Raw genomic sequence first — 23,099 nt, 5'->3', positions numbered from 1 at the left:
TTCCTCTGCACAAACGAGCTCGGTCGAACTCACGAAGGCTCCTTCTCACGAAAGAGCACCAGGTGCTCGTGATACAGCACGCCATCGCGGATATCCCCGGTCGCGGTGAACCCGGTGTCGTCGCGGTAGTCCAGATGTGCGCCGGTCACGGTATACGCACCGGTGTAGGCGCCGGCGGTATTTCCTCGTGCCTCTTCATAGCGTCCGTTCGGAAGCAATTCCTGTCGTATGTATCCGTCTGCCGTGACCCACATTCCGACGACGTCGAGGTTTGCGGTCGATGCGTTGCTCATGCCACTCCCATCCCTGAATCCATATGTTTCCACTCCTTCTCACCAGCTGACACGGAGTTGAGATGATTCGAGAGTATGGCGAATCCGAAGATTGAACATGGGTGCATTGCACCCATGTTCAACCCAATCCGCCTCAGCCAGAGGAGGGTCAACCCGCAACGACGCCGGCCGACTGTGGTCGATACGTGACCGTGGGATATCCGCTGGTCGGGTCGATGGTCACGTCCGCCCGGACCTGATACACCTGCTCCACCAACTCCGCGGTGATCACCTCGGTGGGGGTGCCCACAGCAACCACCCGGCCCTGGGCAAGGACCATCACCCGATCACAGAACATCGCCGCCAGATTGAGGTCGTGCAGTGCGATGTAGCTGGTGACGGGCAGTTCGGCCACCAACGCCAGGATGTCGAGCTGATGCCGGATGTCGAGATGATTGGTCGGCTCGTCCAACAACAACTCATCCGGTTCCTGCGCAAGAGCCCGCGCGATCTGCGCGCGCTGACGTTCACCGCCGGAAAGGCTGTGCCACAGCCGGTTCGACTTCGACGTCATACCGGTACGCTCGAGCGCCAGCTCGACGGCCGCATCGTCCGTGGACTCGTCGCCACCGAAAACTCCCCGGTGCGGAATGCGGCCGAGCCGGACTATGTCGAGAACAGTTATGTCGACCTCGGTGTCGGAATGCTGATCGACCATTGCCACCCGGCGGGCGACCTGACGTCGTCGCATACTTCTGATCTCGAGGTCGTCGAGCAGAACACGACCCGCATCCGGTTGCGCGATGCCGCTCAGCACCCGCAGCAGCGACGACTTTCCGGAGCCGTTCGGACCGAGTAGTCCGATGGTCTCACCCTTGACGGTCTCGACGGACACCCCGTCGAGAACGATCCGACCGCCGCGGCTCCATCCGATATCTCTGGCGCACAGGGTCATTGGCTCGACCTCATCCGGAAGAGGATCAGCGCGAACGCCGGGACACCGATCAGGGCCGTGACCACTCCGACCGGAACCTCCTGCGGTGCAAAGACCGTACGGGCCAGGGCATCGACCCACACCATGAAGATCGCGCCGGCCACCGCAGCAGTAGGAAGCAGACGGTCGTGTCGGGGTCCGACGAGGAAGCGGGCGGCGTGCGGCAGGACGAGGCCGACGAACCCGATCGCCCCGGCGGCGCTCACCAGGGTCGCGGTGACGAGTGCCGTGATGCCGAGCAACAGAATCCGGATCCAACGGACCGAGATGCCAAGGGACGCAGCAGCAGTATTGCCGAAGGTGAAGGCGTCGAGCGCGGCCGACTGCGTCAGGCACACCAGTAGGCCCACCACCGTGACCGTGCCGCAGAGCAGGACGCTCGCCCAGTCGGCCCCCGACAGCGAACCGAGTAGCCAGAACAGCACACCGCGGGTCTGTTCGGCGTCCGCCGAGGAGATCACGATGAACGACGTCAGCGCCGAGAACAGCTGTGTGCAGGCGACTCCCGCCAGTACCACCCGCGACATTCCACCGCCCGCGCCGGCGGCCAGCAACATCACCAGAGCGAATGACAGGACTGCCCCGAGAAACGCACCCACCGACAGCGACACCGCGCCGGCGCCGAGTCCGAGGACGACGATCACCACCGCGCCCGTGGACGCCCCGGACGAGATACCCAGGACAAACGGGTCAGCGAGCGGATTGCGCAGCAGCGACTGCATGATCGTTCCGCACAGCGCCAGACCGGCACCGCAGATGGCCGCGAGTAGGGTGCGCGGCAGCCGCAGCTCCCACACGATGCCGTCCTTGATCCTGCTCACCCCGGAGTCACCGAACCCGAGATGGTCCAGAACCACCCGATAGACGTCGCCCACCGACAGGCCGGCCGGACCGATGGTGATGACGATGGCAATGGACACCGCCAGCACCGCCAGGCCGACCAGCAGCAGAATCCCGAGAACGGGGGCCGAATCTGTCGGTGCCGGTCGGACCCCGCGGTGGGTGCCGGCCGCGGTCAGCGCGCCAGTCCCCACTGCTCGAGTGCGGCCGCGGTCTTCTCCACGCCGTCGATGGTGCGGATCGACGGATTCAGGTCGGCTCCGTTGACCACGATGTATCGCTTGTCGCGGACGGCGCTGAGCCGCTGGGTAACCGGGTTCGATTCGAGGAACGCGATCTTGCTGTCGAGGGCGTCGCCATCGACACTACGCCGGCTGAGGTCGGCGAGCACGAGGGCGGTGGGATCGCGATCGAGGATGCTCTCCCAGCTGACCTGCGGCCATTCGTTGGTGGTGTCGGCGAAGATGTTCTCGGCGCCAATGGAATTGGTGATGATGCCCGACGAACCGCAGCAACCGGCCATGTACGGGGTTTTGGTGTCGGCGAACCAATAGGCCAGCGACACACCGGCGGCGTCCACCGATCCCGTGGCGTTTTCGAACCGTTGCTGAAGTTCGACGACAAACGCCTCACCGCGCTCGCGGACGTCGAAGATGGCTGCGAGGTCTCGGATTTCCTTGTAGACGGTGTCGATCCGCAACGGATCGGTGCGGGCGCCGTCCGCGTTGACGCTGGCGGCGGTCTTACCGTCGCAGTCCGTGGGCGAGAGGTAGGTGGGCACGCCGAGCTGTTCGAACTGGTCGCGGTCGGCGACACCACCGGGTCCGAGTGTGCCGCCGAAAGATGCTGAGACGAAGTCGGGTTCGGTGTCGAGGACCACTTCGAAGGACGGATTGTTGTCCGCCAGACGCGGCACGTGGGCGTTGTCGGCGGCGAGGTTCTCACGGACGGGATCGGTCCAGGTGGCCGTGCCGACCATTCGATCCGCGAGTCCGAGCGAGAGAAGGATCTCGCTGGAGCCCTGGTTCAGCGACACCGCGCGCTGCGGCGGCGCATCGATGGTGACGGTATGACCGCAGTTCTCGATGGTCAACGGGAAGTCGAACCCGCCCGAAATCGTCTCCGACACTTGCTCATCCGCCGTGGACGAACATGCCGAGAGCAGCAGGATCGAGGTGATGGTGAAGGTGGTGGCAGCAATGTGCCGCCAAGACTTGCGCATGAAACGGTAACTCCTACATCAGGGCCCAGTCGCGGAGCCGAGGAACTTCTGACCGATCGATGAGTAACCGGACTTCGGCCCGTCAAGGCCGTCACCGTTGCGCGTCAGTCCCGGATTCACACCGGGTTCCCTCGCCGATCGTGGCCGCATGGGCGGCCTCGGCAACCATATACGGCGCTCACCCGTCCGTGGTCATGCGGCCTACTCCCCCGGCCGGGCTATTCAGGGGAAGCGTGTACGACCATGACCGGGCAGGGCGCGGTGTGAAGAACGGCCTGGCTGACCGAGCCGAGGAGCAGCCCGCGGAATCCGCCGCGGCCCCGGCTTCCGACCACGACGAGTTGGGCGTCGCGGGCCGTGTCGATGATGTAGGGCGCCGGCGCCTGGACCGCGATGCGGGTTTCGACAGGGACGTCGGGGTAGTCCTCGCGATGGCCGGCCAGCAACACTGCGAGTCCCTCGACGGCCTCGTCGTGGAGCCGTTGAACGGCGTCGGTGTGGCCGGGGAACACATCGCTGGAGAATCCCGGATAGGTGTGCACCGCGATCACCGAGGTGTCCAGTTCGTCGGCTTGGATGAATGCCTGCTTCACCGCCGCCTGCGACGTCGGCGAGCCGTCGACGCCGACCACCACCGGACCCGCTGCGGGAGGTTGACCGGGGACCACGACGACCGGGCAGTCGGCGTGGGCGGAAACATCGGTGCTGACCGACCCGAGAAGCAGACCGGCGACCCCACCAATGCCGCGGCTGCCGACGACCAGCATGTGCGCCCGGCCGGAGATCTCGCGCAACACCAGCGCCGGTTTGCCGTCGAACAACTGTCCGCTGACCTCGACATCGGCGTTGATCGCCTTGACCGTGCCGACCGCGGCGTCCACGATCCGGTGGGCGTCGTCGCGGACGGCGTCGATGACGTCTTGGGTCATCACGACCCCGGGGGCGTAACCGGCCGCGATGGTTCCCACTGCCGTCACCACCCGCAACATCCGACCCTCCCGTGCTGCGGCGGCAACGGCCCAGCGCAGAGCGTTCTGCGCGTGCTCGGAACCATCGACGGCCACCACGATCGGCGCGTTCAACGTAACCATTGCCTGCTCCTTTGCAGCTGAGATCGTCCAACTCGTGCGGTGACTCCACGATTGCCGATCTGCTCGCCGGTTGCAGGCGAACCGCAAACCACACATCGAAACGTGCCCGGCACCTTCTGACCCGAGGAAGCGGTCCCGACGTCACTCACCCGGACGGGTCCACGGACCGGGTGCGCCCGGTTCTCCGAATCCGCCGACCCCGAGGCTGGTGCGCAGTCAGGTTTGATATCGACAACATCCGGTCCATAAGAGTGCAATCATGTTGTGGAGCCGCGACGCGAACCCGGCCCGCGATCTCTCGCCGTGGCAAGGGAATACCCGCCCGTACGTGTCCAGATGCGCTCGTGCCGATCCGACATGTGTCCGGTGGTTGCGTAACCACTCCGCCATTGAAGCGTTGCCCGGTCGTCGCCGAAAGGTCTTGACGATGAACAACATCGGACCGTCTCCGGTTCATCTACGGGGTGGGATCCTTGGCTGATCGTGAGCGCCCGGCCGATCACATCGACCCGCAGGAGGCGATCACCGGACTCCTTCGCGACCTCGAGACCGATATCACCGGCTTATCCGAGCGGGAAGTGGCCCGGCGGGCAATCGTCTACGGTCCCAACCGACTGGTGAGAAGGCGACGTACCCACTGGTCGCGGCAGGTGATCCGGCAACTGACCCACCCACTGGCATTGCTGCTCTGGGTGGCTGCGGTTTTGGCCTGGATCAGCGACTCACAACCACTGGCGATCGCGATCGTGGTGGTGATCATCATCAACGCCGGGTTCGCATTCATACAGGAACGTCACGCCGAGCAGGCCGTCGAGGCGCTGTCGGCGATCATTCCCGAGAACGCACGCGTGATCCGGCAGGGGCCGGAACACACCGTCGCCGTCGCTGCTCTGGTGCCGGGTGACGTGATCGCACTCTCCGAAGGCGACAAAGTCCCTGCCGACGCGCGGCTCATCGAAGGCGCAGTCCAGGTTGATCTCTCGACGCTGACCGGTGAGTCCGACTCTGTCCACGTCGAGACGCGATCCGAGCCGCAATCGGGTCCACTCCTCGAAGCGACCGACATCGTCTTCAGCGGCACCAATGTGGTCGGCGGAGAGGCGCGGGCCGTTGTCTTCGCAACCGCGATGGGGACCGAACTCGGCCGCATCGCGGCACTTTCTCAGCGCGTCACCCATGAGGAGAGCCCACTCGAAACCCAGGTGAAACGTGTCGCCTGGCTGATCGCGGCGGTCGCGGTGGTGATGGGCGCGGCGTTCATCCCGATGGGAACGTTGTTGGCCGGCCTGTCCCTGCAAGACTCGGTCAATTTCGCCATCGGCCTGCTCGTCGCGAACGTCCCGGAAGGCTTGCTGCCGACCATCACGCTGGCGCTGGCGCTCGGCGTCCGGATACTCGCCCGCAGCGGAGCTCTCGTCAAGCGGATCTCGGCAGTGGAAACCCTCGGCTCGACCACCGTGATCTGCACGGACAAAACCGGCACCCTGACACAGAACAAGATGCAGGCAACCAGGCTGTGGACTCCGCAAGGCGAGCTCACGTTGCCCACCGGTGATGCCGATGCGGCCGTCCGGCGGGCCGCTCAGGTGATGGTCGACTGTTGCACCGCGACGATCACCACCGACGACTCGGGGGCCCTTGTCGAACGCGGGGATCCGACCGAAGTGGCCATCCTGCGCGCGGGCACCCAGCTGCTCGATGGTTCGCCGCCAGAGCACGCCGAACAAATAGAGCAATTCCATTTCGAATCCGCGCTGCGCCGAATGTCCACCGTGACCCGCTCGACACGTGGGACAAGAGTGAACGTCAAGGGTGCCCCTGAGGAAATCCTGGAGCGCTGCACCCGAATCGTGGAGAACGACGGCACCGACCGAGAACTGACGGATGCTGAGCGGCAACCAATTTCGGAGATGCTCAAGCAGTGGGCAGCGGAAGGGCTCCGACTCTTGGCAATCGCCGACCGCCAGATCGACGACACCGCTGCGGCGACTCTCGATCGAGACCAAGCCGAAAGCAACCTCACCCTCCTTGCGGTCGTCGCATTGCTCGATCCTCCGCGACCGCAAGTGAATGAGGCTGTGGCGAAGTGTCATTCAGCGGGAATTCGAATCCTGGTGGTCACCGGTGATCACGGGCTCACCGCCCGCGGCATCGCCGAAAAGGTCGGCATCGGCGCGGGCACCGGACTGCGGGTGGTCTCCGGTGCCGAACTCGAAGCCATGCCCGAGACCGAGCTCGATGAACTGTTGGCCGCACCCGGAGAGATCGTATTCGCACGCAGCTCCCCCGAGGCAAAACTTCGGATCACCGATGCACTGCGCAGTCAGGGCAACGTCGTGGCGATGACCGGAGACGGCGTCAACGACGCGCCGGCACTTCGCCGCTCCGATATCGGCGTCGCCATGGGCAAATCAGGCACCGACGTGGCCCGCGAAGCAGCCACCATGGTTCTGACCGACGATGACTTCGCCACCATCGTGACCGCGGTGGAGGCCGGGCGGCGGGTGTACGACAACGTCCGCAAGTTCATCGTCTACATCTTCGCCCATGCCACACCCGAAGTGATCCCGTTCTTGCTGTACGCACTTTCGGGCGGTCAGATACCTCTGCCATTGACAGTAATGCAGATACTCGCGATCGATCTGGGCACCGAAACCCTTCCCGCACTCGCACTCGGTCGTGAGCGCGCCGAGCCCGGCGTGATGGATCGTCCGCCACGAAAGCGCAACGAGAACGTCGTCGGCCGAGAGATTCTCCTGCGTTCCTGGGGAATCCTCGGTGGCGTGTCGGCACTGATGGTAATGGGATTGTTTGTGCACACTCTGCTCGATGGTGGTTGGCAGTTCGGGGATTCCGTCTCCTCGGGGCCCCTGCACGAGACCTGGCAACTTGCGACCACCATGAGTTTCCTGGCGATCGTGGCGTGTCAGATCGGGACGGCCATGGCCTCCCGAACTCAACGGACTTCACTACGTCGGATTGGGATCGGGACGAATCCGTTGCTGTTGTGGGGCTTCGCCTTCGAGATCGTCTTCGTCGTCCTCGTTGTCACCGTGCCTGTACTGCAGCGCATATTCGGAACCGTCAGCCCGCCATGGGATCTCGTCGTATGGCTGATTCCCATGCCGATCATCGTCTGGGGCACCGACGAAATCTACCGATGGCTACGTCGTCGCAACAGTGCCCCGGGAGCCGGGTTGGCATCACGCAGTCGAACACATTGACCACGTCCCCGTCGCGACCTCGACGAGTGACCGGCCGATTCGGTTCTGCGCGTGGAGAACAGCCACGCCGTTTCTTCAGTAGCCTCGACTCACCACCTCATCAAGGGAGACATCACGTGACGATCGCTGACACCGCCACCGGGACGATCACCGGATTCATCGCGGGCGCCCTGCTCGTCAACACCGTCCCGCACACGGTCAAAGGAATATCCGGCGAAAAGTTTCCCACGCCGTTCGCAAAACCACCGGGAGTCGGACTGTCCTCCCCCACCACGAATGTCGGATGGGGCGCGATCAACTTCGCGATGGGCAGCGCGCTGCTGCTCCGGCGCCGGGGAAAGGCACGCGATCAGATTGCCGTGGCCGTCGGCGGCGTTGCAACGGCCTTCTTCCTCGCGCACTATTTCGGTGGCCTGGACCTCGACTGAGGCCCCACCGAGTGGACAGCTCAGCGGGTTCGATAGTGCGCGTAGATCAGACCGCTGTTGCCGAAAGCACGTTCGGTGACCAAATCCAGATCAAGGCGCACTCCGTCGGGGAAGAACCGTTTGCCACCACCGACCACACTCGAGGTGATGAATAGGTGGTACTCATCCACCAGGCCGGCCATAATCGCCTGGGCCGCAAGGTTCGGGCCGTCGACCGTGAGGTCGCGGTCGGTCTCGGCCTTGAGCTTGCGCACCGCGTCCGGGTCGAAAGTCCGCTCGATCCTGGTCTTCTCACTCGACACCGACTCCAGCGTCGTGGAATACACGACTTTCTCCACCGCCTGCCAGTCGCGGGCGTACTGCAAGGCGTGCGGAGGAATGTCGGGCTCGGTGTGCGCAGTCTCCCAGTAGACCATCGTCTCGTACATCCGCCGGCCATAGAGATACGTCCCGACCGGACGGAACAGATCGTTGATGAAGGTATGCACCTCTTCGTCCTCGGCGGCGCCGGTGCCCAGGTCGCCCTCCGCCGCCTCGACGTAACCGTCGAGCGAGGTGATCATCGAGTAGATGAGCTTGCCCATGACTCTCCTTCGCGTACCACCGACCGCGCCGGTCTGTGCCTGTCCTACAGGCTTTGACTCCACACCACCAGGAACTCATCGATCGGGTGCACCCTCCGGCAACGCAAAGACCCCCTTTCGGCAACCTCGGAAGGGGGTCTTCGACTGCGAGTTGCTGTGGCGCCGACTCAAGGACGGAAGACAGCCCTCACACACCCGTCAGATTTGTTCTTGAACAGCTCGTATCCGTGGGCCGCGTCGATCAGCGGCATTTCGTGGGTGATCAGGTGGCTGGTGTCCAGGCGGCCGGACTCGAGCAGTGACAACAGAGCCGGTGCATAGCGTTGTCCGGGCTGCTGCGCCGTGCGCAAGGTCAAGCCTTTGTTCATGAGTGCACCGGTGGGGAATTTGTCGGTGACGCCGTACACCCCGAGCATCGCGACCGTCCCGCCTTTGCCGCACGCCACGATCGCCTCCCGCAGCGCCGCCGCACGATCGGTTTCCAGGCGAAGGGCTTGTTTGGCCTTGTCGTACAGGTGTTTGACTCCGTCGGTAACACCTTCCATACCCACCGCCTCGATGACGGCGTCCGGGCCTCTTCCCCCCGTCATCTCACGCACCGCGTCGACCACGCTGTCCGTCGACGAGAAGTCCACGGTTTCAGCACCGACCACCTGTTCGGCCAGTTGCAGCCTTTCCGGGATCTGGTCGATCACGATCACCCGCTCGGCACCGAGCAGGCGCGCACTGGCGGCCGCCATCAGGCCGACGCCGCCGGCACCCCACACCGCCACGGTTTCGCCGCCGGACAGGTCACAGAAGTCGGCTCCCATATACCCGGTGGGCAGAGCGTCGGAGACGAACAACGACTGCTCGTCGGTGACGCCGTCGGGTATCGCGAAGCAATTGGTATCTGCGAAGGGCACCCGGATGTACTGCGCGTGTGACCCCTGATATCCACCGAAAGGGTGTGTGTAGCCGTAGATTCCGCCCGTCGGGTAACCCAGGAGCGGTCGCTGCAGTTCGGCGTTCGGATTCGTGGTGTCGCAGAGTGAGTACAGGTCGTCTTCGCAGTACCGACACGCGCCACAGCCGATAAAGGAAGGAACCACCACCCGGGTGCCCACCTGCGTCCGCGACACCTCGGGACCGGTCTCGACGACACGGCCCATGAACTCGTGGCCGATGACGTCGCCTTCGCGCATCCCGGGAAGGTAACCGGACAGAAAGTGGAGATCCGACCCGCAGGTCGTGCTCAAACCCACCTCGATGATCGCATCATGGGGATTGACGATGGTGGGATCGGCAACGGTTTCGACGCTCAACTCGTTGACGCCCATCCAACATAGTGCCTTCATTTTGCAGGTCCTTTCAGGAGGCGCCGGGACGGGCGGATGGAAGCGGCGTCAAAGTGGGGATTTCGCCGGTCTGAACCAGCGCCCGCGCGCGATATAGGACCTTGAAAGCCGCTGTGCGAGAAACGAACCCCGGTACCGGTAGCGTCAACTGCAACGAGACGACAGTGCCGAGATCGCCGGGTGCGGCAACCGTGCGGATCTGTGCCAGCGGCGACGCATCGGGATCGTCGGTTCGCTCGAACACGATCTCGTGTTCTGTTTCGGTGACGGTGGTGTTCACCTCTGTCGACTCCCCGGCGACGTCGAAGGTCCAGATGACCACATCGTCCGACGCCTTGACCGATGCCACATCACCGACAATTCGGGAGAGCTTGTCGGGGTCCTGCCACACCGCCCTCACCAGCGCCTCGGGAGCGGCAATGGTGAGGCTGACCGGCGTCGACAGGCTGTCAGGATCCTGGCCGACACCTGCTTTCGCGGCGACCCGGCTTGCGGTTGCCACCGCCTGTTGCGCGATTCTCCTGGCTGGTCCGCTTGCGTCCATGGTCGACGACTACCCGACTGCGCCGGCTGACAAACGACATTCTCAACAGTTGTTCCGGAACTCTCCAAGCCGTTACGGCTGAAGCGCCCTCGAGTGCCGGTGTCAAGACAGACACACGTGGGTACCCGGTCGCCATGAACAAAGACGGGTTGACTGTGGTCGTCACGGGCGCGACGGGCAATGTCGGAACCAGCGTCATCGCAGCACTGAGCAGGCGCCCCGAGGTCGGGGTCATTCGCGGGGTGGCGCGCCGACGAACCACCCTGGACCACCCGAAAACCGAGTTCATCGTCGCAGACACCGCCGTCGACGACATGCGAGGAATAGTCCGGGGCGCCGACGTTGTCGTCCACCTGTCTTGGATTTTTCAACCAACCCACAATCCGGCGGTGACCTGGCAGAACAATGTCGGCGGGGCGATGCGGGTGTTCGAAGCGGCCGCGCAGGAGAATGTCTCTGCAGTGGTCTATTCATCGTCGGTCGGCGCGTATTCACCGGGTCCGAAAGACACCACGGTCGACGAGAGTTGGCCCACCCATGGTTGGCCCGGAGCCGCCTATCCCCGGGAAAAGGCCTACCTCGAGCGATGGCTCGACGATTTCGAGCACCGGACCCCGCAGCTGCGCCTCGTCCGGATGCGACCGGGCTTCATCTTCAAACGCGAGTCCTCGACGTCGCAACGACGCCTGTTCCTCGGACCCTTCGTGCCCCGCCGGTTGCTCCGAGGCTCGTTGATACCCGTCGTGCCTCAGACACCCGGACTGGCGTTTCAAGTACTCCATAGCTTTGATGTCGCAGAGGCCTTCGCCGAAGCCGTCATCCGACCGGTCAGTGGTGCATTCAACGTATGCACCGACGAGGTCGTCGATGGACGTTTTCTGGGCGACATGCTCGGCGCCCGGGTGGTTCCCGTCCCTGCCGGTGTGCTTCGTGCCGGCATCTGGGCCGGATGGCATGCCCATCTTGTGCCCGCCTCGCCCGGCCTGTTCGACACCGTCTTGCGCATACCACTGATGGACACCGGCCGGGCTCGCCGCGAACTCGACTGGAAACCACGATTCACCGCGCGGGACGCACTGGAGGAGGTGTTGACCGGTATGCGCACAGGTGCCGGGCTGGACACCGAACCATTGGCCCCCGACAGCGCCCGTCGCCGCCTCAGCGAAATCGCTCAGGGTGTCGGACGGCGCGATCGGTGAAAGTCACGCCCCGAACCCGGTATGGAAGCGGGTTTGAGCAACGAAGCGAACCGGTATCCATACTTTGAGCAACTAACCGAATCGGAATCCATACGGAGCCACCGTCCCCTCCGGCGCAGATTGCAGTTACCTGCCGGTCGACTGCACTCGTCGGATTCACACGTCAAGGAATCGCCGTGATCAAGCAACTACGCACTCGGTATGTTCTGGCAATTGCAGTCGCAGCAGCCTTCGCACTGGGCGCTGCAAGTCCTGCGCATGCCGATACCCCCTTACCGCTACCGGTCCCCGACACAGCGCTCAGCGGACTGGCGAACGCGATTGCCGCTCCGGATACGGACCCGCCCGGATCCAACGATTGGAACTGCACACCGAGCGCCCAGCATCCGAATCCGGTCATCCTCACCCACGGCACCTTGGAGAACATGACCATCTACTGGGCGGCGTTGGCACCACTGCTCAAGAACAACGGATACTGCGTCTTTGCCCTCAACTACGGCCAACAACCCGACAAGGCAACGCCTCTCACCTTGGGCATCCCCGGTTCGGCGGTCGCCGGGGGAACCGCCCCGATCGAGCAATCGGCACACCAGCTCGCCGCGTTCGTCGATCGCGTCAAAGCCTCCACGGGGGCCGCGAAAGTCGACATCGTCGGGCACTCCCAGGGCGGATCGATGCCCCGCTACTACCTCAAATACCTCGACGGCGCCCGATCGGTCGACAAACTCATCGGACTGTCCCCCACCAACCACGGCACGCTGTGGACCGGAGGACTCATCCCGCACGGTCAACCGTTGACGGAAGCATTGGCCTCACTGAGCCAGGCATCCCGCCAGCAGACACTCGGCTCGGAGTTCCTCGCCGAACTCAACGAGGGAGGCGACACGGTCGACGGTGTCACCTACACGGTGATCACCACCCGCTACGACGAGGTCGTCACGCCTTATACGTCGTCATTCCTGAACGGGCCGGGCGCCACGAACATCACCCTCCAGGACACGTGCCCGCAGAACTACGCAGACCACTTCTCGCTGGCCTACGACGACCTCGCACAGAGCTACGTCCTCAACGCACTTGACCCCTCGTATCCCATTGCCCCCTGCAGCTTCTCCCCGCCACTGCTCGGAAACTGACCAACACCAAGGAGACCATGATGACCGATGTAGCTTCCCAAGGATCCGGAGCCGCCGACGACCGCGACATCCTCACCGATCGCCAGGGCCATCCCATCTACGACAACCAGAACCAGCGAACCGTCGGCGAGCGCGGACCGGCCACACTCGAGAACTACCACTTTTTGGAGAAGGTCAGTCACTTCGACCGCGAGCGCATCCCGGAGCGCGTGGTGCATGCCCGCGGCGCGGTGGCGTATGGATATTTCGAGGCGACCGGTAAGTGGGGCGATGAACCGATCGAGCGGTACACCCGGGCCAAGCTGTTCAACGAACCGGGCAAACGCACCGATCTGGCCATTCGCCTCTCCAGTGTCATCGGTGGCCGCGACTCCTCGGAAACCGCCCGCGACCCACGTGGTTTCGCGGTGAAGTTCTACACCGAGGACGGCAACTGGGATCTCGTCGGGAACAACCTCGGCGTCTTCTTCATCCGCGACGCCGTCAAGTTCCCCGACGTCATCCACGCTCTCAAACCGGATCCGGTCACCTTCCGGCAGGAGCCGGCCCGGATCTTCGACTTCATGTCACAGACGCCTGAGGCGACGCACATGCTTGTCAATTTGTTCTCGCCGCGGGGCATTCCGGCCAACTACCGCACGATGCAGGGCTTCGGGGTCAACACCTACAAGTGGGTGAATGCCGAGGGCGAGACGGTCCTGGTGAAGTACCACTGGATGCCGAAGATCGGGGTCAAGAGCCTGACCGAAGCGGACGCAGCCGTCATCCAGTCCCAGGACCTCGGCCACGCGACCAAGGATCTCTACGACTCCATCGAGGCCGGCGACTACCCGGAGTGGGAACTGCTGGTGCAGATGATGAGCGATGACGAGCATCCTGAGCTCAACTTCGATCCGCTCGACGACACAAAGCTGTGGCCCGAGAACGAATTTCCGCCGAAGCTGGTCGGACGCATGGTGCTCGACCGCAACATCAGCAACCACTTCAACGAGAACGAGCAGATTGCGTTCGGCACGGGTGTCCTCGTCGACGGCCTGGACTTCTCCGATGACAAGATGCTCGTCGGCCGCACGTTCTCGTACTCCGACACCCAGCGTTACCGCGTCGGGCCGAACTACCTTCAGTTGCCGGTCAACAGGCCCAAGAACGCCAAGGTCGCCACCAATCAACAGGGCGGCCAGATGCAGTACGGTCTCGACAACAGCGGAGCAAACCCGCACGTCAACTACGAGCCTTCCATCACCGGCGGGCTACGCGAAGCCGAGTACCCGACCCATGACGAGCAGGGCCCGGTGATCGAAGGTCGGTTGACCCGAAAGCGGATCAACCGCACCAACGACTACGAGCAGGCCGGCCAGCGGTATCAGTTGCTCGAACAGTGGGAGAAGGACGACCTGGTCAACAACCTCGTCACCAACATCTCCGAAGCCGTCCGTGCAGTCCAGGAACGCATGGTGTGGCACTTCTTCATGGCCGACGACGAACTCGGCAACCGGGTCGGCGAAGGTCTGGGTATCTCTGCCGACGATGTACGTCACCTCGAACCCCTTGCATCTCAGACGTTGTCCGAGGACGAAGAGAAGCGCCGCACGAACCTCGGCAAGAACGGCCCGCGGGACGTCGAAGGCCTGACGATGACGCACTGTGTACCCAACGAACACGTCTCGTTGACGTAATCGACTGGTGGGGCACCCTGATGGGAAACCGTCCAGACGGGTCGGCATTCAAGTCGCTACAGGTCGCTCCACCATCTCTGTCCGGCGCCGGATGCCAAACTTGTCTTTGCACGACAACGCCAGCACACTGTGATCCATGGCCGTCCTGACGCGGGGCTCGCTGATCTCTCGAGCAGACGAGCTCATCACCGAACTCGGCGGTGATGCCCACGCTCTGCTGCGGGCCCACGGCATCGACCCGCTTACCACAGGCGACTTCGACCGGTATGTCCGCTACGAAGACGCGGCCGCCGTACTTGGGCACGCAGCTCGCGAATTCGACTGTCCCGACTTCGGATTGCGCCTCGGTGGCATGCAGAGCATCGCATCGCTGGGACCGCTGAGCGTCATCCTGCGCAATGCCGCGACAGTGGGCGAATCGATCACGAACTTCTGCCGCTTCCTCGGAAACCTTGCCCCTGCCGACACCGCGCGGCTGACCACGTCGCCGGGATCGGCGGTCTACTCGTACTCGACGATCCTCCACAACGACTTCGACCGGCGCCAGATGGTGGAGAAGAACCAGGCGCTGGCCATGAACGCCATCAACGTCATGATCGGCGACAGAATCGGGCCGATAAGGGTCACGTTCCAGCACGAGCGGCTCGCACCACTGGAGTCCTATTTCGAGGTGTTCGCTTGTCCAACCGAGTTCGGGCAGAGCCAGAACACCATCCAGCTGTCGCCGGCACATCTCGCCCGCCCCATCGAGGATCGCGACGAAGCCGCACTCACACTTGCGCAGGAGTACCTGTCCCGGGTCCATTCCGGCGTGGCGCTGGCCGAGCACGTCCGCGACGTCACGCGGCGCTTGCTCCTGGTTGGCGAGGCGGGTCTGAGCCAGGCAGCCCGAGCGGTGTCGCTGCACGAGCGCACGCTGCAACGGGAACTTTCGGCCGAAGGCACCACCTTCGAGAAAATTCTCGACGATGTTCGCCGGGCGACAGCCTGGGAGCTCGCCGCCACCGGCTTGCAGGCCTCACAGATCGCCTCGGCCCTGGGTTATGCCGAGCAGAGCAGCTTCACCCGTGCCTGCCGCCGCTGGTATGGCGAATCGCCGCGCGCGCTGCTGCAACAGCGCCGCGGGAGCCGACCGGAGGATCCGATCTTCTAGCGGCGATCTACGCCGGCGCCTCCACCCCCCACACACCACTGTCGCCAAATGACAACTCTATGTCGCCTGAGGGCAAGTTTTTTGCGGCCCCCGCTTGCGACGCTTGTAGGCAACGTCACACAAACGCTCAACTACGGGAGTTGACATGCCTTCAGCCTCGGCGCCTGGTTCAGGCGGCGCATTCGATCACGTCGATGTCCTCGTTGTCGGCGCCGGCCTGGCGGGGATCGCGATGGGATACCAGCTCAAGCGTTCACAGCCCGGCCGAACCTTCGCTGTCGTCGATGCGCGCGAATCGATTGGCGGCACGTGGGATCTGTTCCGCTACCCAGGGATTCGCTCCGACTCGGACCTTCAGGCCCATGGCAGGCTCCGCAGGACTTCAACCGCGACCGGATCGTCCTCGGCAAGGACCCGATCGCCGACCCCGAACTTCGCTTCATGTCGGCCACCTCACCTGCCGACATCTCGGACGACACCACCCGACAAGTCAAGGAGACCGTCCAGTGACGAATACACCGACCACGCATGGGAACCCGATACTCACCGCCAACAATGCCGCCCGGCCAGGGGATCCGACGCGATTCGCCGACGCCACCGACGGCGTCAAACTCGCGGTCTACGAGTACGGCGACAGCACGCGGCCCAGCGTCCTACTCGTCCATGGATTTCCCGACGACCACACGGTCTGGGATCCGGCAATCGCCCTCCTTTCCAACGACTTCCACGTGGTCACGTATGACGTGCGTGGCACGGGCGCCTCAGGTCAGCCAATTAAACGAACCGGGTACGCGATGTCCCAGTTGCGCGACGACCTGGCTGCCATCATCTCCCTGACCAGCCCGGACGCACCTGTCCATCTGATCGCCCACGATTGGGGATCGATCCAGAGCTGGGCCGCTGCAACCGATCCAGAGTTTGCCGACAAGGTCGCCTCGTTCACGTCCATTTCGGGACCGAGCCTCGACATGGCCGGCGCCTGGTTGCGCCGCGGGTACCGCCATCCACGCGAGTTGGTTCGTCAACTCGCCGATTCCTGGTACATCTTCGCATTTCAATTGCCATTCCTCCCAGAGACGTTGGTGCGGCTCGGTGTCGTCGAGAAATTGGTCTCCCGATCCGAGAGCATCGGTGTGCCCGTCGATCGGCGAACTCCGGCCGGACGTCGATCGCGGCGCGATGCCATCAACGGAATCCAGTTGTACCGCGAGAACTTTCGTTGCCTTCTCTCGCCGCGACCCGCCCGCGCGGTGTGCCCGGTACAGGTCCTTGCTCCGACGGACGACGCGCACGTCACTGTCCCACTCGGACTCGAGGCACCGAAACCCTTCGTCGACGACCTGCGTACGCGCGAGGTCCCCGGCAATCACTGGGTGGTGGAGCAGAATCCCACGCTGATCATCAGCCTCGTCACCGAATTCATCAGCACCGCAGTGCAGCAGAAGAACGGAGATCCGAGATGACCATGACACCTCAGCGCCAGAGCGACCCCGGCAAGGTCGCACTTCACGCCCGCAACGTGCAATTCGACTGGACGGGTTTGCCGTTCGAGTGGATTCCGGGTGAGCCCTTCTCCTCGCATTACATCAATGTCCTCAACCTCTTGCTCCCCGAGGGTGAGCGGTGGTTCGTGAAGGTGTTCAGTGAAGTTCTGCCGATGATTCAGGACGACCAGCTGCATGAAGACGTCGTCGGGTTCATCGGTCAAGAAGGTGTCCACGCAGCCTCCCATCAGGGGGTGCAGGACTACTACACCGCCAACGGCCTCGATGTCAGGCCTTACGTCGCGGAGATCGAGGCCATGTTCCGCAAGGTGCTCGGTGACCGTGACCTCGCGGGGCCGGCCAGAGAAGAATGGCTGATCGAGCGTGCCGCGATGGTGGCCGGGGTGGAGCATCTGACTGCGGTGCTGGGCAATTGGAGCCTCAACTCCCCCAAGCTCGATGCACTCGACGCGAACGCGACGATGCTGGACCTGCTCCGGTGGCATGGAGCCGAGGAAGTCGAACATCGCAATGTTGCGTATGACGTCTACCAGCACATCGACGGCAGATACTGGCGCCGAATCCGCACCTACGCGGTAGGAGGCATGCTGCTGTTCTCTCTGTGGTGGCGCGGCGTGAAGTTCATGATGGCCAACGACCCCACCATCAAAGCCGATGTAAAGCGCCCCCGCGCCAGAATCGTCAAGCTCATCTGGGCCGAGGCCCGTCACGTCGTACCCGGACTGGGCACCTTCGCGAAGGCCTCGTGGAAGTATTTCCTGCCGACCTACCATCCGTCCCATGAGGGCTCGACATCGCAAGCCGTCGCCTACCTGGCGAAGTCGCCGGCAGCCATGCGGGCGGATGCTCTTGCCACCTCTCAGACATCATGAGAAGCACTGCACACCGGGTGGATCGGGGTCGCGCGAGTAGTCGCACCGTTCGCTACAGACCGGGGACCGATATCCCGGACGCATTCGTCTTCCGGTTCTTCGAGACGGTCGCCGGAAGATGGTGGACCCGCGCCGCAGCACGTTCGGCCCGTGGCCGACCGCCAGTGGACGCCGTCGACCGCGACCTATGTGTTCGGGTCACGCGGGTCAGCGACGAGGCCGATGATGTTCGGGCATTGTGGTTCACCCGCACCGACGGTCAGCCGTTGCCGGCCTGGGACCCCGGCGCCCACGTCGACATCGTGCTGCCCAGCGGCCGCGTCCGCCAGTACAGCCTCAACAGCGACCCCGACGATCGACGCACATATCGCATCGCGGTCCGCCGCATCGAGGAAACCCGCGGTGGCGGCGGAGGTTCGGCAGAGGTCCACACCCTTCAGGTCGGCCAGGAACTGACGTTGAAGGGACCGCGCAACGCATTCCCCTTCATCAGTTCCCCGCGCGGGTACGTATTCGTCGCCGGCGGCATCGGGGTCACACCCATCCTGCCGATGCTGCGCGATGTGGCTCGCCGCGGCGATCCGTACGTCCTCATCTACACCGGCCGCGATCGCGCATCGATGCCCTTCCTCGACGAGATCGCTCAGATCGTGGGAGACCATGACGTCCATATCTGGCCGGACGACGAGTGCGGCATACCCGACGCAGCCAAGATCATCGGCCTCGCACCAGCCGGCGCCGCGCTCTACACATGCGGTCCGACACCGATGATCGACGCGATCCGCGCACAGATCCCGGACCCGCAGATCGACACCCTGCACTACGAACGATTCAGCCCACCACCAGTTCTCGGCGGCGAGGCGTTCACCATCCGGCTCGCGAACACCGGTGCAGAGGTGCAGGTCAAATCCGACGAATCCGCTCTGACGGCGATTCGGCGGACCAAGCCAGGGCAGCCCTACTCCTGCCAACAAGGCTTCTGCGGAACATGCAAGGTCCGATTGCTGGACGGCCACGTCGAGCACCGCGACCACGTTCTGACCGACGGCGAACGCGACGACCACATGATCCTGTGCGTATCTCGCGCTCAGGGCTCGATTTCCATCGATGCATAGGAGAAGGACGCGATGAAGGCAGTTGTCTGCACGCAGGGCGAGCTCACGGTTCGGGACGTGGACAGACCCAAACCAGGTGCGGGCCAAATCCTGATCAAAGTACTGCGGACCGGGATCTGCGGATCGGATCTACACGCCACCAAGGACGCCTCCGAGCTGAACGCATTGATGCTCGAGTCGGGCTACACAACTGCGATCCTTCCGGACCAGGAGGTAATTCTCGGTCACGAGATCCTCGGAGAGGTGGTGTCCTACGGCCCGAAGACCCGGGGCCGATGGTCTGCGGGTACGCCGGTGACGGCGCTGCCCATCCTCCACACCGAGGTCGGAATGCACCTGACGGGCTTCGATATTCATGCGCCGGGTGGTTACGCCGAATACACCCTGGTCGAGGAAGCGCTGACATTTCCTGTCCCCGAGGGGGTCTCCCCCGACAAGGCAGCGTTCACCGAACCGCTCACCGTCGCACGTCATGCAGTACGTCGATCGGGAATCAGCAAGAGGCGCCCCGCCGTCGTGATCGGCTGCGGTCCCATCGGCCTGGCTGTGATCCTGATGCTCAAGGCCGCAGGCGTCACGAAGGTCATCGCCTCCGATCCCTCATCCGGCCGACGGAAGCTCGCCACGCAGTGCGGTGCCGATGTGGTCGTCGACCCCACGGTCCGATCGCCCTGGGACACCCTCACCATCAAGGATCCGGTCAACTCGACGCCGGAGCTCCTTGCGTTCGCACTCAAGATGACCAAGGCCGTGCGCCGGATCCCATTTGCCTCGGTGGAGAAGATCTTCTTCGGAGCCGACCGACTAGGCCAATCCCCCCGCGGTCCGGTGATTTTTGAATGCGCCGGCGTCCCCGGCATCATCGATCACATAGTCGCCCATGCGCCGATTCGGTCCCTGGTGACGGTGGTCGGAATGTGCACCGAGGTCGATGAGTTCCGACCTGCCGTTGCACTCAGCAAAGAGATCGACCTGCGCTTCGTGTTCGGTTACGACCCGGCCGAATTCAGCCAGACGCTGGGCATGATCGCCTCCGGCAAGGTCGACCCATCGCCTCTGCACACGGCGACGGTCGGCCTCGACGGCGTCGCACAGGCATTCAACGACCTCGGCGATCCCGAGCGCCACGCGAAAATCCTCATCGATCCGTCCCGGTGAGAGGAAGCGTGCAGCGGCGGTTCGGCTCAGATCTCGATACGGTTGCCGGTGCATAGCGTCCAATCTCCCATCGGGCACGCAAACGCTCCACCTATGCAAAGACGCTCCACATGTACGTGGAGCGTCTTCGTGTAGATGGAGCGTTTGTGAATTCTGTGGAGCTAAGGGGAATCGAACCCCTGACCTTCTCGATGCGAACGCGATCAACTGGGCGTTTGCCGGAGTTGGTTGGCGCGGAGGAGTGGAATCGTCGCAGTTGGGGGCGTTTTCGGTGTTAGCGGTCTACGACAAGCCTCGGAGCTTCTGCGGACAAACTGCGGACAAACTCTTAGCTTCGTGCCACGACCACAATCCATCATCTACACTCACACTTCCCCAACGCCACCTTCGCCACGGGATGGACGCACAGGACTTCGCGATCAGACCTTCCGAGACGGACAATCACCCAGCATTGCGAGTCAATTCGTGACTAGGGCGACCGTACCAACTCGCCGCAGCAGCGGCGGGTCGGAACCGGTACGGTCGTTCCAATCTGCGATGTTGACGGTGCGCGTGTAGCGGCTTACCCGGCATTGCCAGGAATGCTTCTCCGAGCGCTTCGTTTCGGGTCGGGTGGCGTGGACGTCCGGGGCCACGTCGTCGGCTTCGGCTTCCCAGTTGTAGAGCAGCTGCGCCTCGCCGATGAGCTCACCGCCCCGCGATCCGACGATGTGAATCCCGACGACCGGCCCCTGCTCACCCTCCGCAATGGCCTTGAAGACTTGATCACGCCGGATGTCCGCAGCAGCACCTGAGACTTACCGTTGCCGGCAAGGTCGTAGGCCACGGTTTTCACGTCGCCGAACTTCTCGCGCGCAGCGGTCTCGGTCAGACCGATCGAAAACTCGACGGCAGTTTCGTCAGCCGCCGCGCGAGTCGTAGGCATCTCGATGCGCGGCGACGTCGTCATTGTTCTCGATGGCCCAGTTCGCCAATGCCACCGCATGGGGAATCAATGTGGTTGCGAGCGGGCTTGGTTCGTATTCCACGCGGGGCGGGACCTCCGCATGGGCGGTCCGGATGATCAATCCGTCCCGTTCGAGTTTGCGCAAGGTGAGGGACAACATGCGCTGTGAGATTCCCGGAATCGTGTTGAGCAATTCGGTGAATCGCAGTCGGCGATCGTGCAGCGTTGCCAGGATCAGCAGCGCCCACTTGTCGCCGAGTCGGTCGACCAGGGACCGAACCGCCTGACCATGGTCACCGCGGATCAGACACACGTTCGGACCCTGGTCGACATCTTTCTCAGGCATAGGACGGTCCTATCGACGGTTACGCACACGGATGTTCCTTTTGTACGCCCTTCGAAACTGATCAACAATCTGGGTACTTACTACGACCGACCGGGAGTGTCCCAAAAATGACTGTGACGTATTGGATTGTGGCGGCCCTACTGGCGTTGTTCTATCTGTATTCCGGCGCGATCAAGGTGGTGCAGTCACCAGAGCAACTGCGTCCGATGATGGCCTGGGTCGACACGGTGCCTCTGAGCCTCGTTCGGACGATCGGGGTACTCGAAGTCCTCGGGGCGGTCGGCCTGATCTTGCCCCCGCTCGTCGGAATGGCAGAGTTCCTCGCAGTCGCCGCGGCGATCGGACTCGTCCTGATCCAAATCAGCGGGATCACACTACATCTGATCCGCCGGGAGTTCCGCGAGATCGGCCTCAACATCGTCCTGTTGGTGTCGGCCATTGTTGCGGCCTGGCTGGCCACCGCCTGGGTTTGACGCGGTAACTGGTCGCGCGCGAAGGGAAAGACCGCCACCGCAGGTGATTCGGCGGTGTCGGCCTGGCGGCGTTCTAGACGACTCTCACACTTATCGTGGGCCGCAGCCCTCTCACGCATCGAGCAGGAACCCGCCGAGCAAAACCAATAGTGGTTGCGTCGCAGAACAATATGGACAGGGACGCAGTCGCTGCTAGGGACAAGGCTGAAGTCTGCGGCACATGTGCCGAGGACGATTTGAACAGGCTCGGACGAGCTCGACCCGACCACTCAGACGGAACCAGCATCAGACCAGTTGCGCCGGTGCTGCTATATAGACTCCGGCGGGGGCTGCGAAGACCGGTCCAGGTCGTCCGCCTCGACTTCGGCATATCGCCGCGCACGCAAGGCGGGCACCGGCAACGACTGCGCGCGAGTTGTGCCGTAAAGCAACTCCTTTCGGAGAAGTAGGGCCGGCCGAATCACACACCGTCACGCTCGTCACAAGCATTCAGACCGGAGCTACCTCAGCCACGAACAGGTGCGGCTACTCGCCGATGCCATCGAGTGGATGCCGATCGTGGTCCTGTTCCTCTCGTACACCGGACTCCGGTGGGGCGAGATGGCCGCGCTACGCCCAAGCGACTTCGACATTATCCGTCGACGCGTCGACATCAACCGCGCGGTGACCGAGGCCAACGGCTTGGTGTGGGGCAACCCGAAGGATCACGAGCGCCGCTCGGTGCCCTTCCCCGCAGCCCTCATCGACGACTTGCGACGCTCATGGAGCACAAGGGCTGGGACGACCTCGTGTTCACCAACAGCCGCGGCGGACTGCTTCGTGTCTCCAATTATCGCCCCCGCCACTTTGCTGTCGCCGTCACCGCGTGCCAGAAGGGCGATCCGACATTTCCGACGATCACGCCACACGATCTCCGACACACCGCTGCAAGCCTGGCGGTGTCCGCCTGGGCCTGTCCTCGGCGACCAACGCATGCTCGGACAGCGA

General features: G+C 63.6%; 21 protein-coding genes, 2 pseudogenes and 1 riboswitch. Of the genes and pseudogenes, 13 read left to right on the top strand and 10 right to left on the bottom strand.

All coding sequences use genetic code 11. From position 1 onward, the window contains the following. Nucleotides 1-29: 29 nt before the first annotated feature. From AC51GT_RS19080 to AC51GT_RS19060, 5 genes are all read right to left on the bottom strand, one after another. The gene (locus tag AC51GT_RS19080; RefSeq protein WP_496326637.1) at nucleotides 30-293 is read right to left on the bottom strand and encodes an Atu4866 domain-containing protein; all 264 of its coding nucleotides are present in this window, start codon (nucleotides 291-293) and stop codon (nucleotides 30-32) included. A 148-nt stretch (nucleotides 294-441) separates the two neighbouring features. Continuing rightward, nucleotides 442-1,227, bottom strand: coding sequence for an ABC transporter ATP-binding protein (locus tag AC51GT_RS19075; RefSeq protein WP_496326636.1), 786 nt, complete (start codon nucleotides 1,225-1,227; stop codon nucleotides 442-444). After that, the gene (locus AC51GT_RS19070; RefSeq protein WP_496329814.1) at nucleotides 1,224-2,219 is read right to left on the bottom strand and encodes a FecCD family ABC transporter permease; all 996 of its coding nucleotides are present in this window, start codon (nucleotides 2,217-2,219) and stop codon (nucleotides 1,224-1,226) included. The genes AC51GT_RS19075 and AC51GT_RS19070 overlap by 4 nt, the downstream gene beginning before the upstream one ends. 62 nt (nucleotides 2,220-2,281) lie before the next feature. Next, nucleotides 2,282-3,328: an ABC transporter substrate-binding protein gene (locus tag AC51GT_RS19065; RefSeq protein ID WP_496329801.1), complete on the bottom strand. Its 1,047-nt coding sequence runs from the start codon at nucleotides 3,326-3,328 to the stop codon at nucleotides 2,282-2,284. Between the two features lie 8 nt (nucleotides 3,329-3,336). Beyond that, nucleotides 3,337-3,486: riboswitch (adenosylcobalamin (AdoCbl) riboswitch) on the bottom strand. 60 nt (nucleotides 3,487-3,546) lie between these two features. Continuing rightward, the gene (locus AC51GT_RS19060) at nucleotides 3,547-4,419 is read right to left on the bottom strand and encodes a universal stress protein (RefSeq protein ID WP_496329800.1); all 873 of its coding nucleotides are present in this window, start codon (nucleotides 4,417-4,419) and stop codon (nucleotides 3,547-3,549) included. Between the two features lie 473 nt (nucleotides 4,420-4,892). Between AC51GT_RS19060 and AC51GT_RS19055 the strand changes: the two genes are divergently transcribed. Together AC51GT_RS19055 and AC51GT_RS19050 are read left to right on the top strand one after the other, a co-directional pair. Further along, nucleotides 4,893-7,643 (top strand): cation-translocating P-type ATPase, encoded by a 2,751-nt coding sequence (locus AC51GT_RS19055; RefSeq protein ID WP_496329799.1) that lies wholly within the window; start codon nucleotides 4,893-4,895, stop codon nucleotides 7,641-7,643. A 116-nt stretch (nucleotides 7,644-7,759) separates the two neighbouring features. Then, nucleotides 7,760-8,071, top strand: coding sequence for a hypothetical protein (locus tag AC51GT_RS19050; protein WP_496326632.1), 312 nt, complete (start codon nucleotides 7,760-7,762; stop codon nucleotides 8,069-8,071). 20 nt (nucleotides 8,072-8,091) lie between these two features. On the opposite strand, the gene AC51GT_RS19045 is transcribed toward AC51GT_RS19050, so the two are convergent. From AC51GT_RS19045 to AC51GT_RS19035, 3 genes are all read right to left on the bottom strand, one after another. Beyond that, nucleotides 8,092-8,655, bottom strand: a complete 564-nt coding sequence (locus AC51GT_RS19045; protein ID WP_496326631.1) for a dihydrofolate reductase family protein — start codon at nucleotides 8,653-8,655, stop codon at nucleotides 8,092-8,094. A gap of 167 nt (nucleotides 8,656-8,822) precedes the next feature. Further along, nucleotides 8,823-9,992 carry a zinc-dependent alcohol dehydrogenase gene (locus AC51GT_RS19040; RefSeq protein ID WP_496326630.1) on the bottom strand — a complete coding sequence of 390 codons (1,170 nt, stop codon included), beginning with the start codon at nucleotides 9,990-9,992 and terminating at the stop codon, nucleotides 8,823-8,825. 13 nt (nucleotides 9,993-10,005) lie between these two features. Continuing rightward, on the bottom strand, nucleotides 10,006-10,494 hold the full coding sequence (locus AC51GT_RS19035) for a hypothetical protein (protein ID WP_496329798.1): 489 nt from the start codon (nucleotides 10,492-10,494) through the stop codon (nucleotides 10,006-10,008). Nucleotides 10,495-10,670: 176 nt separating this feature from the next. On the opposite strand from AC51GT_RS19035, the gene AC51GT_RS19030 reads away from it, so the two are divergent. The 10 genes and pseudogenes from AC51GT_RS19030 to AC51GT_RS18985 all read left to right on the top strand — a co-directional run bounded on the left by AC51GT_RS19030 (nucleotide 10,671) and on the right by AC51GT_RS18985 (nucleotide 20,347). Continuing rightward, nucleotides 10,671-11,735 (top strand): NAD-dependent epimerase/dehydratase family protein, encoded by a 1,065-nt coding sequence (locus tag AC51GT_RS19030; RefSeq protein WP_496329797.1) that lies wholly within the window; start codon nucleotides 10,671-10,673, stop codon nucleotides 11,733-11,735. 176 nt (nucleotides 11,736-11,911) lie between these two features. Continuing rightward, on the top strand, nucleotides 11,912-12,868 hold the full coding sequence (locus tag AC51GT_RS19025; protein WP_496329796.1) for an esterase/lipase family protein: 957 nt from the start codon (nucleotides 11,912-11,914) through the stop codon (nucleotides 12,866-12,868). A gap of 20 nt (nucleotides 12,869-12,888) precedes the next feature. Continuing rightward, entirely contained in the window at nucleotides 12,889-14,544 is a 1,656-nt protein-coding gene (locus tag AC51GT_RS19020; protein WP_496329795.1) for a catalase, read from the top strand. Nucleotides 14,545-14,680: 136 nt separating this feature from the next. Beyond that, nucleotides 14,681-15,697 carry an AraC family transcriptional regulator gene (locus AC51GT_RS19015; protein WP_496329794.1) on the top strand — a complete coding sequence of 339 codons (1,017 nt, stop codon included), beginning with the start codon at nucleotides 14,681-14,683 and terminating at the stop codon, nucleotides 15,695-15,697. A gap of 145 nt (nucleotides 15,698-15,842) precedes the next feature. Next, nucleotides 15,843-16,064: pseudogene (locus AC51GT_RS19010) on the top strand (NAD(P)-binding protein); the annotation flags it as partial. After that, nucleotides 16,007-16,207: a hypothetical protein gene (locus tag AC51GT_RS19005; RefSeq protein ID WP_496329816.1), complete on the top strand. Its 201-nt coding sequence runs from the start codon at nucleotides 16,007-16,009 to the stop codon at nucleotides 16,205-16,207. The pseudogene AC51GT_RS19010 and the gene AC51GT_RS19005, both read left to right, overlap by 58 nt. After that, the gene (locus AC51GT_RS19000; protein ID WP_496329793.1) at nucleotides 16,204-17,160 is read left to right on the top strand and encodes an alpha/beta fold hydrolase; all 957 of its coding nucleotides are present in this window, start codon (nucleotides 16,204-16,206) and stop codon (nucleotides 17,158-17,160) included. The genes AC51GT_RS19005 and AC51GT_RS19000 overlap by 4 nt, the downstream gene beginning before the upstream one ends. Continuing rightward, entirely contained in the window at nucleotides 17,157-18,074 is a 918-nt protein-coding gene (locus tag AC51GT_RS18995) for a metal-dependent hydrolase (protein WP_496329792.1), read from the top strand. Before AC51GT_RS19000 ends, AC51GT_RS18995 begins: the two co-directional genes overlap by 4 nt. Next, entirely contained in the window at nucleotides 18,071-19,189 is a 1,119-nt protein-coding gene (locus AC51GT_RS18990) for a PDR/VanB family oxidoreductase (RefSeq protein ID WP_496329791.1), read from the top strand. Before AC51GT_RS18995 ends, AC51GT_RS18990 begins: the two co-directional genes overlap by 4 nt. A 12-nt stretch (nucleotides 19,190-19,201) precedes the next feature. Beyond that, nucleotides 19,202-20,347, top strand: coding sequence for a zinc-binding dehydrogenase (locus AC51GT_RS18985; protein ID WP_496329790.1), 1,146 nt, complete (start codon nucleotides 19,202-19,204; stop codon nucleotides 20,345-20,347). A gap of 546 nt (nucleotides 20,348-20,893) precedes the next feature. Here the strand turns inward: AC51GT_RS18985 and AC51GT_RS18980 are convergent. Both AC51GT_RS18980 and AC51GT_RS18975 read right to left on the bottom strand, forming a co-directional pair. Further along, a pseudogene (locus AC51GT_RS18980) lies at nucleotides 20,894-21,227 on the bottom strand (oxidoreductase dimerization domain-containing protein); the annotation flags it as partial. Nucleotides 21,228-21,246: 19 nt separating this feature from the next. Beyond that, entirely contained in the window at nucleotides 21,247-21,639 is a 393-nt protein-coding gene (locus AC51GT_RS18975; RefSeq protein ID WP_496329789.1) for a winged helix-turn-helix transcriptional regulator, read from the bottom strand. Nucleotides 21,640-21,746: 107 nt separating this feature from the next. On the opposite strand from AC51GT_RS18975, the gene AC51GT_RS18970 reads away from it, so the two are divergent. Further along, the gene (locus tag AC51GT_RS18970; protein ID WP_496326619.1) at nucleotides 21,747-22,112 is read left to right on the top strand and encodes a DoxX family protein; all 366 of its coding nucleotides are present in this window, start codon (nucleotides 21,747-21,749) and stop codon (nucleotides 22,110-22,112) included. Nucleotides 22,113-23,099: the final 987 nt, after the last annotated feature.

It is taken from the genome of Williamsia sp. z34, from assembly GCF_059553395.1.
The sequence above is the reverse complement of the archived record's forward strand: the minus strand, read 5'-3'. Positions and strand labels throughout refer to the sequence as shown.

Coding starts and splice junctions, on each gene's coding strand:
- AC51GT_RS19065 (WP_496329801.1), bottom strand. CDS start 3,328: ATGCGCAAGTCTTGGCGGCACATTGCTGCCACCACCTTCACCATCACC.
- AC51GT_RS18985 (WP_496329790.1), top strand. CDS start 19,202: ATGAAGGCAGTTGTCTGCACGCAGGGCGAGCTCACGGTTCGGGACGTG.
- AC51GT_RS19015 (WP_496329794.1), top strand. CDS start 14,681: ATGGCCGTCCTGACGCGGGGCTCGCTGATCTCTCGAGCAGACGAGCTC.
- AC51GT_RS19020 (WP_496329795.1), top strand. CDS start 12,889: ATGACCGATGTAGCTTCCCAAGGATCCGGAGCCGCCGACGACCGCGAC.
- AC51GT_RS18975 (WP_496329789.1), bottom strand. CDS start 21,639: ATGCCTGAGAAAGATGTCGACCAGGGTCCGAACGTGTGTCTGATCCGC.
- AC51GT_RS18990 (WP_496329791.1), top strand. CDS start 18,071: ATGAGAAGCACTGCACACCGGGTGGATCGGGGTCGCGCGAGTAGTCGC.
- AC51GT_RS18995 (WP_496329792.1), top strand. CDS start 17,157: ATGACCATGACACCTCAGCGCCAGAGCGACCCCGGCAAGGTCGCACTT.
- AC51GT_RS19080 (WP_496326637.1), bottom strand. CDS start 293: ATGAGCAACGCATCGACCGCAAACCTCGACGTCGTCGGAATGTGGGTC.
- AC51GT_RS19030 (WP_496329797.1), top strand. CDS start 10,671: ATGAACAAAGACGGGTTGACTGTGGTCGTCACGGGCGCGACGGGCAAT.
- AC51GT_RS19040 (WP_496326630.1), bottom strand. CDS start 9,992: ATGAAGGCACTATGTTGGATGGGCGTCAACGAGTTGAGCGTCGAAACC.
- AC51GT_RS19045 (WP_496326631.1), bottom strand. CDS start 8,655: ATGGGCAAGCTCATCTACTCGATGATCACCTCGCTCGACGGTTACGTC.
- AC51GT_RS19075 (WP_496326636.1), bottom strand. CDS start 1,227: ATGACCCTGTGCGCCAGAGATATCGGATGGAGCCGCGGCGGTCGGATC.
- AC51GT_RS19060 (WP_496329800.1), bottom strand. CDS start 4,419: ATGGTTACGTTGAACGCGCCGATCGTGGTGGCCGTCGATGGTTCCGAG.
- AC51GT_RS18970 (WP_496326619.1), top strand. CDS start 21,747: ATGACTGTGACGTATTGGATTGTGGCGGCCCTACTGGCGTTGTTCTAT.